This is a genomic window from Kitasatospora cineracea (assembly GCF_003751605.1).
GTDB classification, from domain to species: Bacteria; Actinomycetota; Actinomycetes; order Streptomycetales; family Streptomycetaceae; genus Kitasatospora; species Kitasatospora cineracea.
Map to the genome: position 1 here is coordinate 816503 of NZ_RJVJ01000001.1, position 14857 is coordinate 831359.

Genomic DNA, 14857 nt, shown 5'->3' on the forward strand with positions numbered 1-14857 from the left:
AGCCGGACGTCGGACACGGACGTCCGGCCCGCCCGCTAGTCGAGGACCGGCAGCAGCCGCGGCAGGTGCCCGTCGGAGGCCAGGGCGGCGGCGCGGCGCTCGGCGGGCACCTCGCCGTAGAGGGTGGTGCGCTGGCGGGACGGGCGGCCGGCCAGGGCGGCGATCGCCTCCAGGTCGCGGACCGACTTGTAGGAGCCCCAACCGGAGCCCGCCATCCGGGAGATGGTCTCCTCCATCAGGGTGCCGCCGAGGTCGTTGGCGCCGCTGCGGAGCATCTCGGCGGCGCCCTCCGCGCCGAGTTTGACCCAGCTGGTCTGGATGTTGGGGATGTGCGGGTGCAGCAGCAGCCGGGCCATCGCGGTGACCGCCCGGTTGTCGCGGGCGGTCGGGCCGGGCCGGGCGATGCCCGCCAGGTAGACCGGCGCGTTGGTGTGCACGAACGGCAGGGTGACGAACTCGGTGAAGCCGCCGGTGCGCTGCTGGACCTGCGCGAGCAGCCGCAGGTGGCCCAGCCAGTGCCGGGGGGTGTCGACGTGGCCGTACATCATCGTCGAGGAGGAGCGCAGGCCCAGCTCGTGCGCGGCGGTGACCACCTCGACCCAGGTCGCGGCGGGCAGCTTGCCCTTGGTGAGCACCCAGCGGACCTCGTCGTCGAGGATCTCGGCGGCCGTGCCGGGGATGGAGTCCAGCCCGGCGTCCTTCGCGGCGGCCAGCCAGTCGCGGATCGACAGGCCGGTGCGGGTGGCGCCGTTGACCACCTCCATCGGCGAGAAGGCGTGCACGTGGATGCCCGGCACCCGCTCCTTCACGGCCCGGGCGATGTCGAAGTACGCGGTGCCGGGCAGGTCCGGGTGGATGCCGCCCTGCATGCACACCTCGGTCGCGCCGACCTGCCAGGCCTGCTCGGCCCGTTCGGCGACCTGGTCCAGCGAGAGGGTGTAGGCGTCGGCGTCGGTGCGGCGCTGGGCGAAGGCGCAGAACCGGCAGCCGGTGTAGCAGACGTTGGTGAAGTTGATGTTCCGGGTGACGCAGTAGGTGACGTCCTCGCCGACGGTGTCGCGGCGCAGTTCGTCGGCGATCCGGGTCAGCGCGTCCAGCGCGTCGCCGTCGGCCTGGAACAGGGCCAGGGCCTGGTCGTCGGTGAGCTGCTCCGGGTCGTCGGCGGCGGTGGACAGCGCGGCCCGCAGGTCGGCGTCGATCCGGCGGGGGGCGGGCAGCGCGGCCTGTTCGCGCAGCGCCTCCCAGTCGCCGTACACGTCGTCGAAGTCGGAGCGGCGGTCGCCGGTGCGGCCCTCGGTGTCGACGGTGCGGAACAGGTCGGTGCGGCCGCCGCCGGTCATCGGCGCGTCCGGCTCCTGCCAGGGCAGGCCGACCGGGCGGGCGCCCTCGACGGCCAGGCCGGTGGCCGGGTCGGCGAGCGCCCGGACGTGCGGGAGCAGCCGCGGGTCCAGCCAGGGCTCGCCGCGCTTCAGGTACTCGGGGTGGATCGTCAACCGCTCGCGCAGGGTGAACCCGGCGGCGGCGGTCCGTTCGGCCAGCTCTTCGACGTGCGGCCAGGGGCGCTCCGGGTTGACGTGGTCGGGCGTCAGCGGGGAGACGCCGCCCCAGTCGTCGATGCCCGCGCCGATCAGCAGCGCGTACTCGGCGTCCACCAGGTTCGGCGGGGCCTGGATCCGGGCGGCGGGGCCGAGCAGCAGCCGGGCCACCGCCACCGCGGCGGCCAGCTCGGACAGTTCGGCGTCCGGCATGGCGCGCATCGCGGTGTCCGGCTTGGCCCGGAAGTTCTGCACGATCACCTCCTGCACGCCCTGGTAGGCGCGGGCCACCTTGCGGATCGCCAGCAGCGACTCGGCCCGCTCCTCGTAGCTCTCGCCGATGCCGATCAGCACGCCGGTGGTGAACGGCACCGCGCTGCGTCCGGCGTCCTCCAGCACCCGCAGCCGGACGGCGGGCTCCTTGTCGGGCGAGCCGTGGTGCGGGCCGCCGGGCTCCGACCAGAGGCGGACGGCGGTGGTCTCCAGCATCATGCCCATCGACGGGGCGACCGGCTTGAGCCGCTGGAAGTCCGTCCAGGACAGCACCCCGGGGTTGAGGTGCGGCAGCAGCCCGGTCTCCTCCAGCACCCGCACCGCCATCGCCCGGACGTAGGCGAGGGTGTCGTCGTAGCCGTGCGCGTCCAGCCACTCGCGGGCCTCCGGCCAGCGGTCCTCGGGGCGGTCGCCGAGCGTGAACAGCGCTTCCTTGCAGCCGAGTTCGGCGCCCTTGCGGGCGATGTCCAGCACCTCGTCCGGGGACAGGTACAGGCCGTGGCCGTCCTTGCGGAGCCGGCCGGGCACGGTGGCGAAGGTGCAGTAGTGGCAGCGGTCCCGGCACAGCCGGGTGAGCGGGACGAACACCTTGCGGGAGTAGGTGATGACGCCGGGGCGCCCGGCCTGCTCCAGCCCGGCGTCGCGGAGCCGGGCGGCGACCGCGCACAGCTGCCCCAGGTCCTCGCCGCGGGCCTGCAGCAGCACCGCCGCCTCCGCCGCGTCCAGCGCCACCCCGTCCCGGGCCCGGCGCAGCGCCCGCCGCATCGCGGTCGCGGTCGGGGCCTGGACGGGGACGGCAGCGGGCACGGGCGGGCGCTGAGGGCTCATGGCGCCGACCCTACGCGAGAGGTAGCCCTGCGGGACTACACGACCCTGACGGCGTCTCAGGGTCGCAACACCCCGGATACAACGGGAGGCGTACCCGGATCTGCTGCCGCCGGGCGACGCCCCCGGGCGGCCTCCGGTGGTCTCATGGACGGTGACAGCGCACAGGCACTCGGAAGGGGGCTGCCATGGACCAGGACTCCACCGCAGAACAGGGCATGACACCGATCCGGATCGCACCGGTCGAACGGCCGGAGCGTCCCGCCCGGCCCGCGAGGCGGCGCACCGCCGTCCGGATCGGCGTACCGGTGGCCGTGGCCGCCGTCGTCGCCACCGGCATCGGCCTGGTGCCCGCGCTGGCCAGCGACGAGGCGCCGGACCTGCCCGCGATCAGTGCCCAGGACCTCGTCGCCAAGGCCCTGGGTTCGACCACCGACACCTTCTCCGGCACCGTCCGGGTCAGCGCCGACCTGGGCCTGCCCACCGCCCTCACCGACGCCGTGACCGGCTCCGGCGCCATCGGCGACCTGGCCCGCAGCGCCGGCGCGTCGGTCGGCGGGGCCGACCCGCAGCTGAAGGCCGTCGAACTCCTCGGCGGCTCGCACACCCTGAGCGTCGCCGCGGACGGGCCCGAGCGGCAGCGGCTCACCCTGTCCGGCGAGAAGTCCGGCTACGAGCTGGTCCACAACGGCGACCAGGTCTGGGCCTACGACCGCGACTCCCGGCAGGCCCTGCACTTCACCGGCGCCGGCCGGGCCGACGGGCAGCACGACGCGGGCCGGGCCGGCATCGGCTCGCTGACCCCGCAGGACGTCGCCAAGCAGCTCCTCGACGGCTCCGCCGAGACCACCTCGGTCACCGTCTCCGGCACCGAGCGGGTCGCCGGGCACGCCGCGTACCGGCTCAGCGTCAAGCCGAAGCAGTCCGGTTCGACGATCGACGAGATCCGGGTCTCGGTCGACGCCGAGAAGGGCTTCCCGCTCGCCGTGCAGGTCCGCACCACCGACGGCGCGACCGCGCTCGACGTCCGCTTCGGCACCCTGTCCTACGCGAAGCCGGACGCCAAGACCTTCGACTTCGCCGCCCCCAAGGGCGCCAAGGTCGTCGAGCGGTCCGCCGACGCGCTCCCGGGCAGCCCGCTCCCGTCCGTGCTGCCCGCCCCGGGGGCCGGGGCCGGGCACGGCACCGCGGGCGCCGGGCACGACGCCGCGGCCGCCGGGCCGGACGCGGGCGTGATCGGCAAGGGCTGGACCGCCGTCGCGCACGGCAACGCGGGCGCCGAGGCCGCCAAGGGCCTGGCCAAGTTCACCGGCCGCCAGGTCGACGGCGGCACCCTGGTCTCCACCCGCATCGTCAACGCCCTGGTCACCAAGGACGGCCGGGTCTACGTCGGCGCGGTCACCCCGGAGACCCTGCAGGCGGCGGCGAAGCACTCCTGAGCGCGCGCCCCGGCCCCGGACGGTGCGGGAGCGCGCCGCCCGGGGCCGGCCGCTACAGGCGGGCGACGGCGAAGCCCACCAGCAGGACCAGGAAGCCGCCGATCTCCCCGATGATGTTGGCGGCCAGGGCCGCCCGGTAGTGCTTCGGCGGGTTGTGCATCTGGTTCACCGTCGCGCGGGTGAGCCCGAGCCGGGTGTAGTTCGCGATGGCCACCACGAACATCAGCACGGCCGCGCACGCCGCGGTGAAGTTCACCGCCTCCGGCCAGGCCGAGGTCTGCACGAAGACGGCGATCATGGTGGTCGCGAACGAGTAGAGCAGCGCCGCCCGGTGGCCGATGTCTATGTAGGGGTGCGCCTTCCCGTCGGACGAGGTGGACATCTCCTGCCACTTGCGGACGCCGAGCAGCAGCGACCAGACGAAGATGACGCCCGCGAAGAGCAGGACCCAGGCGGTGGACTGGTGCATGGTCACCGTGTTCTCCGATCGGTGGAGTTGATCGGGGCGCTCCCCCGGAGGGGCCCCGGTGTCCGGGTGTGGGCCGGACGGCACGGGCGCGGCCCCGCTTCCCGCAGGGCCGCGCCGGCACCGGCCACATTTGATCAACTCCGGCCGTCCGGCGGCAATCCCTGATCGGGTCCGGCCGGAAATCCCCCCTACCCGGGCCCGCCGGACGGTCCGCGCCGCCGGGTGGAGGCCGCGGCCAGCGCGAGGGCCGGCAGGTCCGCCGGGAGCACCAGGAAGAGCGGGGACCAGCCCGCGGTGACCAGCCGCACGCCCGCGGTCAGGCCGTGCAGGCTGGCCCGGTGGGAGCGGCGCAGCTCGACCCGGTCCAGGCGGTAGGGCGGGAGGAGGTCGACCGGCTCTCCCCCGGCGGGCTGCCAGCGGATCACCGCCGGGAGGCCGGGGGGCCGGACGATCCGCAGCTCCCCGCTCTGCGACCCGCACGCCTCCCGCCGCACCGCGGGAACGCTGCGGAGCCGGGGCCGGGCGAGGTGCACCATCGGAGTTCCTCCCGCGCGCCGGGACTGCTGGCGGCCGGGTCGCGCAGCACGGACGTTAGCAGCCCGGGAGTCCGGTTGAGGAGATCCCGCGGAGGCGTTCTTCACGGCCGCCCGGCCCGGCCCGGCCCTTGACGCGGACTCGGGCCGGACGGTGGGATGGTGGGCCGCCCCGGACCGCCCGTCCGTCGGGCGCCCGCCCGCCTGTTCGACCCCGCTGGGAGTGCCGTGCCGATCCGCCGCCGCCAGGTCCTGCTCGGCGGGCTGGCCGCCCTGGCCGGGACGGCGCTGGCCAGGTACGGCTCCGCGGCGGCCAGTTCGGCGAACGGCCCGTCCGGGCTGCTGGAGGTCGCCACCGGCTGGACGTCCGGCCCGGAGCAGAACGGGCTGCAGGCCATGCTGGCCGCGCTGAAGGGCCGCGCCCCGGACGTCACCTTCGTGGCCGGCGACAGCTCCGCCCCGTCCGGCACCGACCTCGCCCGGCGGCTGGCCGACGGGCTGCCGCCGGACAGCTTCCGCTGCTGCGGCGGCGCCGAACTCGCCGAGCCGGCCGACCGCCTGGAGCCGCTGGACGGCCCCGCCCGGGCCCGCGGCTGGCTGGCCGGGCTGCCCGCGGCGGTACTGCCCCGGCTGCGCGTGCGCGGGGCGCTGTACGCCGTTCCGGCCGGAGTGCGGCGCACCAACCTGCTGTGGACCAACCCGCCGCTGCTGGCAGCCGCCGGCGCGGCCGGGCCCCCGGCGGACCCGGCGGCGCTGCTGGCCCGGCTGCGGCAGGCCGCCGGCACCGTCGCCGCCCCGCTCGCGGTCGGCGGCCCCACCGAGGTGCTGCAGCTGGCCGAGACCGTCCTGCTGGCCGCGCACGGCCCGGACGCGTTCGCCGCGCTCTGGCAGCCCGGCGGCCCCTGGGGCTCCCCCGCCACCACCGGCGCCCTGCGCACCCTGGACGCCCTGCTGGAACTGGCCGCCCCGCCCGCCGCCGACGCCGACTGGACCGACGCCGCCCGCCTGCTCGGCACCGGCCGGGCCGGGTTCCTGCTCACCGGCGACTGGGCCGACACCTGGCTGCGCGACACCCTCGACCTGCGCCCGGGCACCGACTACGGCTGGGCGGCCGCCCCCGGCACCGACGGCCTGTTCCAGTCCCGCCTGGACGCCTTCGCGCTGCCCCGCGAGGCCCGCCACCGCCCCGCCGCGCTCGCCTGGCTCGACGTCTGCGCCGACCTCGACGGCCAGATCGCCCTGAACGGCGCCCGCGCCGCCGTCCCGGCCCGCACCGACCTGCCCGGCTCCGCCCGGGCCCTGTTCGGCCCGTACGCCCGCTGGTCGCTGGACGAGTGGCGCACCCGCCGCCCGGTCGACTCGCTGACCCACGGCGGCCTGCTGCCGGCCGGCCGGCGGGCCGCGGCCCGGGCCGCGGCGGCCGCGTTCACCGGACACCGCGACAGCACCCGGCTGGCCCGCGACCTCGCCGCGCTCTGACCCGCCGTCAGAACACCGCCGTCAGGACACCGCCGCCATGAACCCGCCGTCAGGACACCGGCACCGGCGCACGGCACCGGCGCACCGCCGTCAGGACGCGGCGGCCGGCACCGGCGGGGCGGTGGCGGCCCGCCGCCGCTCGACCCGGATCCGCCGCAGCGCGTCCCCGCTCAGCACCACCAGCGCCACCCACACCAGGGCGAAGCCCGCCCAGCGGGCCGGCTCCATCGTCTCGTGGAACACCGCCACGCCGATCAGGAACTGCGACACCGGCGCCAGGTACTGCAGCAGCCCCAGCGTGGTCAGCGGCACCCGCAGCGCCGCCGCGCCGAAGCACATCAGCGGCACCGCCGTGATCACCCCGCTGGCCAGCAGCAGCGCGGTGTGGCCCCAGCCGTGGTGCCCCAGGGTGCCCTGGCCGCGCACCTCCAGGTAGACCAGGAACGCCACCGCGAACGGGAACATCACCGCGCTCTCCACCGCGAGGCTCTCCGCCCCGCCCAGGCCGACCTTCTTCTTCAGCAGCCCGTAGGTGGCGAACGAGAACGCCAGCGCCAGCGCGATCCACGGCGGCCGGCCGTACGCCACCGTCAGCACCAGGACCGCCGCGGTGCCGACGCCGACCGCCGCCCACTGCGCCGGGCGCAGCCGCTCGCGCAGCACCAGCACGCCGAAGGCGATCGTCACCAGCGGGTTGATGAAGTACCCGAGGCTGGTCTCCACCACGTGCCCGGAGTTCACGCCCCAGATGTACACGCCCCAGTTCACCGAGACGGTGGCCGCGGCCAGCGCCAGCATGCCCAGCCGCCGGGGCTGGCGCAGCAGCGGGCGGATCCACGCCCAGCGGCGGCGCACCAGCAGCATCGCGGCGACCGCCACCAGCGACCACGTCATCCGGTTGGCCAGGATGTCGGCCGCCCCGGCGGGCTCCAGCAGCGGCCAGAACAGCGGGAACAGGCCCCACATCCCGTACGCCGCGAAGCCGTTCCACAATCCGACCCTGGCCTCCCGCGAACCCTCCGCCATGGCCTGCCCTTCACCCGCGCGCCGTCGTGTCACCCGAAAGTTGACATCCTCCCCGGCCTAAAGTCCAGGGATTCCCGCCTGCTCCCGCACCGGCAGTGTGGGTCGCTTCGGGTGGGTTCCTGCTTCTTCGCGCGGTGCGGGCACGGGTGCCCGTCTGACCTGCGCTCCACAGGCTGACACCGCCAGTCCGGCGGCCTTGGCGACGTTGACCGCCGCGTTGACGTCCCGGTCCAGGACGGCCCCGCACGCCCCACACGTCCACATCCGGACGTGCAGGGGCTTGGGCCCGTCCTTGACGCCGCAGTTCGAGCACACCTGGCTGGTGGGCTCGAAGCGGCCGATCCGGACGAACCGCCGCCCGTAGCGCGCGGCCTTGTACTCCAGCATGGTCACGAACGCCGACCACCCGGCGTCGTACACCGACTTGGCCATGCGCGTGCGCGCAAGCCCCTTCACCGACAGCGCCTCCACGGCCACCGCTTGGTTCTCGCGGACGACCTTCGTGGAGAGCCGGTGGTGGAACTCGCGCCGCGCGTCGGCCACTTGTGCGTGTGCGCGGGCGACCTTGCAGCGGGCCTTGTCGCGGTTCTTCGACCCCTTCTCCTTGCGACTGAGAGTCTGCTGGGCGCGCTTGAGCTTCTTCTCGGCGCGGCGCAGGAAGCGGGGGCTGTCGATCTTCGTGCCGTCGGAGAGGACCGCGAAGTGCACAAGCCCCAGGTCGATGCCGACCACATGGTCGGTGTCGGGCATGCGGGCCAGGTCGGCGGCGGGGTCGCTCTCCACGATGAAGCTTGCGAAGTACCGGCCCGCACTGTCCTTGACCACCGTCACCGTGGACGGCGTCGAGGGCAGCGTGCGCGACCACTTCACCGTCAGGTCGCCGACCTTCGGCAGGGACAGCTTCCCGCACGACGTGATCCTCCACCGGGCGTTGGCGGTGAAGCGCACGGCCTGCCGGGTGTCCTTGCGCGACTTGAAACGCGGCGCACCCGTGCGGGGCCGCTTGCCCTTCAACCCGTCGAAGAAGTTCCGGTACGCGGCCTCCAGGTCCCGCAGGGACTGCTGCAACACGACGGCCGACACCTCGCCGAGCCAGGCCCGTTCCGGGGTCTTCTTCGCCCCGGTGATCAGCGCCTTCGACAGATCCCCCACCCTCGGGAACGGCAGCCCCGCCGCACGGGCGGCCTCCCGGGCACGCAAAGCGTCGTTGTACACCACCCGCGCGCACCCGAACGCCCTCGCCAGCGCCGCCCGCTGACCCGCCGTCGGGTAGACGCGGAAGGAGTACCTGAGCTGCACAACCGCACCGTAGCCCCCCGACCCACGGTAGGACGCCACAACGACCCGACCGGTCAGCACCCGCCCACGCACCCGGCCTTCGTGACCGAACACCGCCACAAAATGTCCACCGGCCGGCACCCCGCCCGGCTCGAACACCGACAGTCGGAGCCGCCCACAGTACGGAAAGGTACCCACCACCTACGTCAGGGCAGGACCCAGAACTGCTTCATCACCAGGCCGAAGCCCGCTGCACTGCAATGAGTCCAGGTAGCGGCCCGCACCCGGAGGCGTCATCCACGATTTCGGTTTTCACTCCTGACACGGGGCGAAACGGAAGGGCCCGGGGACGACCGTCCCCGGGCCTCGGCGCAGGACCGCTACGCGTCCACCGTCCAGGTGCTGGAGCCCGCCAGCAGGGCGGCGAGGCCGCCGCGGCCCTGCTGTTCCTCGGCCCGGGTCAGCTGCTCGGCCATCAGCGTGTCGTAGACCGGCCGGGCGACGTCGCGCAGGACGCCGATCGGGGTGTGGTGCAGGGTGTCGGCGTCGGCCAGCCTGGTCAGCGCGAAGGCGGTGGCCGGGCTGGCGGCGTGGGCGTCGTGGACCAGCGCGGTGCCCTCGCCGAGCGGCGCGATCCGCAGTTCGCCGTCGCCGTCGCGGACCACCTGGTGCCCGGCGCCGACCAGGACCGGCTGCCCGTGCTCGAGGCGGATCAGCGCCTCGTCGCGGGTGCCCGGCTCCTTGAGGACCTCGAAGGCGCCGTCGTTGAAGATGTTGCAGTTCTGGTAGATCTCCACCAGCGCGGTGCCCTCGTGCTGCGCGGCGGCCCGCAGCACCGACTGCAGGTGCTGGCGGTCGGAGTCGATGGTGCGGGCCACGAAGGTGGCCTCGGCGCCGATCGCCAGCGAGAGCGGGTTGAACGGGGCGTCCAGCGAGCCCATCGGCGTCGACTTGGTGATCTTGCCGACCTCGCTGGTGGGCGAGTACTGGCCCTTGGTCAGGCCGTAGATCCGGTTGTTGAACAGCAGGATCTTCAGGTTGACGTTGCGGCGCAGCGCGTGGATCAGGTGGTTGCCGCCGATCGACAGCGCGTCGCCGTCGCCGGTCACCACCCACACCGACAGGTCGGGGCGGGAGGCGGCCAGGCCAGTGGCGATCGCCGGGGCGCGGCCGTGGATCGAGTGCATCCCGTAGGTGTTCATGTAGTACGGGAAGCGCGAGGAGCAGCCGATGCCGGAGACGAAGACGGTGTTCTCGCGCCGGATGCCCAGCTCGGGCATGAAGGACTGGACGGCGGCCAGGACCGCGTAGTCCCCGCAGCCGGGACACCAGCGCACCTCCTGGTCGGTCTTGAACTCCTTCGCGGTCTGCGGGCCGTCCGCCTTGGGGACCAGGCGCAGGGCGGGGAAGTCGGTCATCGGGTCTCCTCCGCGTCGAGGCCGCCGAGCGCGGCGTGCAGCACGTCGGCGAGTTGGGCGGCCTTGAACGGCAGGCCGCGGACCTGGTTGTAGGACTGGGCGTCGACGAGGTACCTGGCGCGCAGCAGCAGGGCGAGCTGGCCGAGGTTCATCTCGGGGACGATCACCCGCTCGTAGCCGCGCAGGACGGCGCCGAGGTTGGCCGGGAACGGGTTGAGGTGGCGCAGGTGGGCCTGGGCGACGCGGCCGCCGTCGGCCCGCACCCGGCGCACCGCGGCGGTGATCGGGCCGTAGGTGGAGCCCCAGCCGAGCACCAGGACCCGGGCCTCGCCGCTCGGGTCGTCGACCTCGACGTCGGGCACCGCGATGCCGTCGACCTTGGCCTGCCGGGTGCGGACCATGAAGTCGTGGTTGGCCGGGTCGTAGGAGATGTTGCCGGTGCCGTCCTGCTTCTCGATGCCGCCGATCCGGTGCTCGAGGCCGGCGGTGCCGGGGACCGCCCACGGGCGGGCCAGCGTGTGCGGGTCGCGCTGGTAGGGGCGGAAGCTGCCGTCGGGGCCGTTCGGCTCGGTGGCGAACTCGACGCGCAGGTCCGGGAGTTCGTCGACGTCCGGGAGCTTCCACGGCTCGGAGCCGTTGGCCAGGTAGCCGTCCGAGAGCAGGAACACCGGGGTCCGGTAGGTGAGCGCGATCCGGGCCGCCTCCAGCGCGGCCGTGAAGCACTCGGCGGCCGTGGCGGGCGCCACGATCGGCACCGGGGCCTCGCCGTTGCGGCCGAACATCGCCTGCAGCAGGTCGGCCTGCTCGGTCTTGGTCGGCAGGCCGGTGGACGGGCCGCCGCGCTGGATGTCGACCACCACCAGCGGCAGTTCCAGCGACACCGCCAGGCCGATGGTCTCGCTCTTGAGCGCCACGCCGGGCCCGGAGGTCGTGGTCACGCCCAGCGCGCCGCCGAACGCCGCGCCCAGCGCGGCGCCGATCCCGGCGATCTCGTCCTCGGCCTGGAAGGTGCGCACGCCGAAGTTCTTGTGCCGGGACAGCTCGTGCAGGATGTCCGAGGCCGGGGTGATCGGGTACGAGCCGAGGAACACCGGCAGCCCGGAGCGCTCCCCCGCCGCGACCAGGCCGTAGGACAGTGCCAGGTTGCCGGAGATGTTGCGGTAGGTGCCGGGTTCCAGCTTGGCGGGCGGCACCTCGTAGGAGACCGCGAAGCTCTCGGTGGTCTCGCCGAAGTTCCAGCCGGCCCGGAACGCCGTCACGTTGGCCTCGGCGATCTGCGGCTTCTTGGCGAACTTCTGCCGCAGGAACAGCTCGGTGCTGTGGGTGGGCCGGTGGTACATCCAGGACAGCAGGCCGAGCGCGAACATGTTCTTCGCCCGCTCGGCGTCCTTGCGGGCCAGGCCGCTGTCCTTGAGCGCCTCCAGGGTGAGCGTGGTCAGCCCCACCGGGTGCAGCCGGAACGCCTCCAGCGAGCCGTCCTCCAGCGGGTCCTGCTGGTAGCCGACCTTGGCCAGCGCCCGCTTGGTGAACTCGTCGGTGTTGACGATGATCTCGGCGCCGGCCGGCAGGTCCGGCAGGTTGGCCTTCAGCGCCGCCGGGTTCATCGCCACCAGGACGTCGGGCGCGTCGCCCGGCGTCAGGATGTCGTGGTCGGCGAAGTGCAGCTGGAAGCTGGAGACGCCGGGCAGGGTGCCTGCGGGTGCGCGGATCTCGGCCGGGAAGTTCGGCAACGTGGAGAGGTCGTTGCCGAACGCCGCCGTCTCCGAGGTGAACCGGTCGCCGGTGAGCTGCATGCCGTCGCCGGAGTCGCCCGCGAAACGGATGATCACCCGGTCCAGCCGCCTGATCGGCTTGGCCGTCCGTCCGGGCGCTGAACGCTCCGACACGGCCGGGCCGTCGCCGTCCGAACCGTCCACTGCTTCTGACTGATCGACCTGACTGGTCACTGCCGCGGACCTCCTCGTCGGGGGAGCCAGCAGCGGGCGTGAGCCGTGTGCCCCGTCCGCCTGGCGCACCACAGCGAATCCTAAGCGGGCGGAGCACCGCTGGAAGGGAACTCGCACAGACCGCTGCGGCGGGTCCCGCCAGGTCAGGACTCCAGGTAGGCGAGCACCGCGAGAACCCGCCGGTGGTCCTCCTGGCTCTGTCCCAAACCCAGCTTCTGGAAGATGTTCGACACGTGCTTCTCCACCGCGCCGTCCGACACCACCAGCTGCTTGGCGATCGCCGCGTTGGTCCGGCCCTCGGCCATCAGGCCCAGCACCTCGCGCTCACGGGGCGTCAGGGCGGCCAGCGTGTCGACCTGGCGGCTGCGGCTGAGCAGCTGCTGCACCACCTCCGGGTCCAGCGCGGTGCCGCCCTCGGCGACCCGGGCCACCGCGTCGACGAACTCGCGGACCTCGGCCACCCGGTCCTTCAGCAGGTAGCCCACGCCCCGGGTGGAGCCCGCCAGCAGCTCGCTCGCGTACTGCTCCTCGACGTGCTGGGAGAGCACCAGCACCCCCAGCCCGGGGTACCGCCCGCGCAGCTCCACGCAGGCCCGCACGCCCTCGTCGGTGTGCGTCGGCGGCATCCGGACGTCCGCCACCACGACGTCGGGCAGGGCGCCCTCCGCGTGCAGCCCGTCGATCGTGCGCACCAGGGCCTCGCCGTCGCCGACCCCGGCCACGACCTCCATCCCACGGTCCGTCAGCAGTCGTGTCAGCCCCTCCCGGAGCAGCACGGAGTCCTCGGCGATCACCACGCGCAACATGGGCACGACCCTATCGGGGACCGGCCGGGCCGCGGGCCGCGGCGGCCGGACCGGGCCTACATCGTGCGGATCGCCACCGTGTCGCACAGCTCCTGCAGGGCGGCCTTGGCCGGACAGTCCGGCAGCGGGTCGAGCAGCGCCCGGGCCTCCTCGGCGTAGCGCAGCGTCTCGCGGCGGGCCCGCTCCAGCGCCGGGTGGCGGCGCAGCAGGCGCAGCGCCTCGGCGTGCGCGGCGTCGTCGGCGGCCAGGTCGGTGTCGAGCAGCTCGCGCAGCCGGGCGTCCTCGGGGTCGGCCGGGTCGGCGGGCATCTGGCGCAGCAGCAGCACCGGCAGGGTCGGCACGCCCTCGCGCAGGTCGGTGCCGGGGGTCTTGCCGGACTCGTGGCCGTCGCTGGCGATGTCGAGGACGTCGTCGGCGAGTTGGAAGGCGGTGCCGATCCGCTCGCCGTACTGGGTGAGCAGGTCGACGATCCAGCGCTCGGCGCCGGCCATCAGGGAGCCGAAGCGGCAGGCCACCGCGATCAGCGAGCCGGTCTTGCCGGACAGCACGTCCAGGTAGTGCCGCAGCGGGTCGTCCTCGGGGCGCGGCCCGGCGGTCTCCAGGATCTGGCCGGTGACCAGCCGCTCGAAGGCGTCGGACTGGATCCGGACCGCCTCGGTGCCCAGGTCGGAGAGCACCTGGGAGGCGCGGGAGAACAGGAAGTCGCCGGTGAGGATGGCCACCGAGTTGTCCCAGCGGCTGTTCGCGCTGGGGGCGCCGCGGCGCACCGGGGCCTCGTCCATCACGTCGTCGTGGTACAGCGTGGCGAGGTGGGTCAGCTCGACCACCACCGCGGACGGCACCACGCCGGGCGCCGTCGGGTCGCCGAACTGGGCGGCCAGCATCACCAGCAGCGGGCGGAAGCGCTTGCCGCCCGCCTCGATCAGGTGGCTGGCGGTCACCGTGATGAAGGGCACGTCGCTCTTGACGGCCTCGGCCAGGGCGCCCTCCACGGCCTCCATCCCGGCCTGGACGTCCCGGGTCAGATCGCGGTCCTGCACGCTCAGCCCGAAGGGCCCCACGACGGTCACGCTGACCACTCCTGTCCCTGGTCGATCCAGCGGGCCGGTCCCTCAGCGCCGCCGATGCACATACAAGGCAGCGTATCCGGTCCGGAGTGGATCACTGCACGGGCATGGGCCCGACTTCCCCGGTGGCGGGGCCCGGCAGGGAGTGCGCTGGTCAGCGGGGGACGATCCGGGCCAGATCCACCTCGACGGGGTACGGCAGGGCGGTGCTCAACTTGCCGTGGTGCACGGCCGTACCGGGCGCGGGGGCGTAGACGCCGGTCTCCGCGTCCAGGTGGAACTCGTAGACCACCGGGGAGCCGTCCTCGCCGCGCTCGACCCGCCAGAAGAACGGGATGCCCGCCTCGGCGTACATGCCGGGCTTGCGGAACCTGTCGTCACCGCGCGAGCCCTGCGAGACCACCTCGACGGCGAGGGCCACGGCGGCGACCGGGACGCACTCCATGGTGAAGAAGTCGAGGCCGGTGCGGTCGAAGACCAGCACGTCCGGCTTGGGCGGGTTGTAGGGGTCGATCAGCACGCAGCGTTCGGCGTTGACCTCGTACGGGTCCCGGCGGGCCAGTTCAAGCGCGAAGTACAGCTTGTCCCGCACGGTGTCGTGCCATTGGTTGGTCATCCCTCGGACCACGATCGCCCCATCCACCAAGTCGAACTCGAAGGGCAGATCGAGGTCCTTGACCTGGTCGTAGGTCCAGCCTCCCGAGGGCGGGGACGTCCAGTCGATCGGTTCGGCAGTCATGGTCACCTCCTGCACCCAGTGTAG

12 protein-coding genes are annotated in these 14857 nt (G+C 73.9%); 2 read left to right on the forward strand and 10 right to left on the reverse strand.

Features of this window, described 5'->3' with window-relative positions:
• Window positions 1–35: 35 nt before the first annotated feature.
• Entirely contained in the window at window positions 36–2636 is a 2601-nt protein-coding gene (locus EDD39_RS03545; protein ID WP_123553336.1) for a bifunctional FO biosynthesis protein CofGH, read from the reverse strand.
• Window positions 2637–2821: 185 nt separating this feature from the next.
• On the opposite strand from EDD39_RS03545, the gene EDD39_RS03550 reads away from it, so the two are divergent.
• Entirely contained in the window at window positions 2822–4072 is a 1251-nt protein-coding gene (locus EDD39_RS03550) for a LolA family protein (protein ID WP_244256589.1), read from the forward strand.
• 52 nt (window positions 4073–4124) lie between these two features.
• Here the strand turns inward: EDD39_RS03550 and EDD39_RS03555 are convergent, their stop codons facing one another.
• Together EDD39_RS03555 and EDD39_RS03560 are read right to left on the reverse strand one after the other, a co-directional pair.
• The gene (locus EDD39_RS03555; protein WP_123560101.1) at window positions 4125–4541 is read right to left on the reverse strand and encodes a hypothetical protein; all 417 of its coding nucleotides are present in this window, start codon (window positions 4539–4541) and stop codon (window positions 4125–4127) included.
• Window positions 4542–4729: 188 nt separating this feature from the next.
• Window positions 4730–5077, reverse strand: coding sequence for a hypothetical protein (locus tag EDD39_RS03560; RefSeq protein ID WP_123553337.1), 348 nt, complete (start codon window positions 5075–5077; stop codon window positions 4730–4732).
• 225 nt (window positions 5078–5302) lie between these two features.
• On the opposite strand from EDD39_RS03560, the gene EDD39_RS03565 reads away from it, so the two are divergent.
• Window positions 5303–6553 (forward strand): extracellular solute-binding protein, encoded by a 1251-nt coding sequence (locus EDD39_RS03565; RefSeq protein WP_162869932.1) that lies wholly within the window; start codon window positions 5303–5305, stop codon window positions 6551–6553.
• Between the two features lie 90 nt (window positions 6554–6643).
• Here the strand turns inward: EDD39_RS03565 and rarD are convergent, their stop codons facing one another.
• From rarD to EDD39_RS03600, 7 genes are all read right to left on the reverse strand, one after another.
• A complete protein-coding gene (gene rarD / locus EDD39_RS03570) occupies window positions 6644–7579 on the reverse strand; it encodes an EamA family transporter RarD (RefSeq protein WP_123553339.1) in 936 nt (311 codons plus the stop codon).
• 57 nt (window positions 7580–7636) lie between these two features.
• Window positions 7637–8878, reverse strand: coding sequence for an RNA-guided endonuclease InsQ/TnpB family protein (locus EDD39_RS03575; RefSeq protein WP_123560103.1), 1242 nt, complete (start codon window positions 8876–8878; stop codon window positions 7637–7639).
• Between the two features lie 359 nt (window positions 8879–9237).
• On the reverse strand, window positions 9238–10275 hold the full coding sequence (locus tag EDD39_RS03580; RefSeq protein WP_123553340.1) for a 2-oxoacid:ferredoxin oxidoreductase subunit beta: 1038 nt from the start codon (window positions 10273–10275) through the stop codon (window positions 9238–9240).
• Complete coding sequence (locus tag EDD39_RS03585; protein ID WP_425269636.1) at window positions 10272–12161, reverse strand: 2-oxoacid:acceptor oxidoreductase subunit alpha; 1890 nt, start codon at window positions 12159–12161, stop codon at window positions 10272–10274. The genes EDD39_RS03580 and EDD39_RS03585 overlap by 4 nt, the downstream gene beginning before the upstream one ends.
• Before the next feature lie 203 nt (window positions 12162–12364).
• Window positions 12365–13024, reverse strand: a complete 660-nt coding sequence (locus tag EDD39_RS03590; RefSeq protein WP_279633996.1) for a LuxR C-terminal-related transcriptional regulator — start codon at window positions 13022–13024, stop codon at window positions 12365–12367.
• Between the two features lie 59 nt (window positions 13025–13083).
• Window positions 13084–14097, reverse strand: coding sequence for a polyprenyl synthetase family protein (locus EDD39_RS03595; protein WP_123553342.1), 1014 nt, complete (start codon window positions 14095–14097; stop codon window positions 13084–13086).
• A 151-nt stretch (window positions 14098–14248) separates the two neighbouring features.
• The gene (locus EDD39_RS03600) at window positions 14249–14833 is read right to left on the reverse strand and encodes a Uma2 family endonuclease (RefSeq protein WP_123553343.1); all 585 of its coding nucleotides are present in this window, start codon (window positions 14831–14833) and stop codon (window positions 14249–14251) included.
• Window positions 14834–14857: the final 24 nt, after the last annotated feature.

Coding starts and splice junctions, on each gene's coding strand:
- EDD39_RS03555 (WP_123560101.1), bottom strand. CDS start 4,541: ATGCACCAGTCCACCGCCTGGGTCCTGCTCTTCGCGGGCGTCATCTTC.
- EDD39_RS03545 (WP_123553336.1), bottom strand. CDS start 2,636: ATGAGCCCTCAGCGCCCGCCCGTGCCCGCTGCCGTCCCCGTCCAGGCC.
- EDD39_RS03550 (WP_244256589.1), top strand. CDS start 2,822: ATGGACCAGGACTCCACCGCAGAACAGGGCATGACACCGATCCGGATC.
- EDD39_RS03560 (WP_123553337.1), bottom strand. CDS start 5,077: ATGGTGCACCTCGCCCGGCCCCGGCTCCGCAGCGTTCCCGCGGTGCGG.
- EDD39_RS03600 (WP_123553343.1), bottom strand. CDS start 14,833: ATGACTGCCGAACCGATCGACTGGACGTCCCCGCCCTCGGGAGGCTGG.
- EDD39_RS03580 (WP_123553340.1), bottom strand. CDS start 10,275: ATGACCGACTTCCCCGCCCTGCGCCTGGTCCCCAAGGCGGACGGCCCG.
- rarD (WP_123553339.1), bottom strand. CDS start 7,579: ATGGCGGAGGGTTCGCGGGAGGCCAGGGTCGGATTGTGGAACGGCTTC.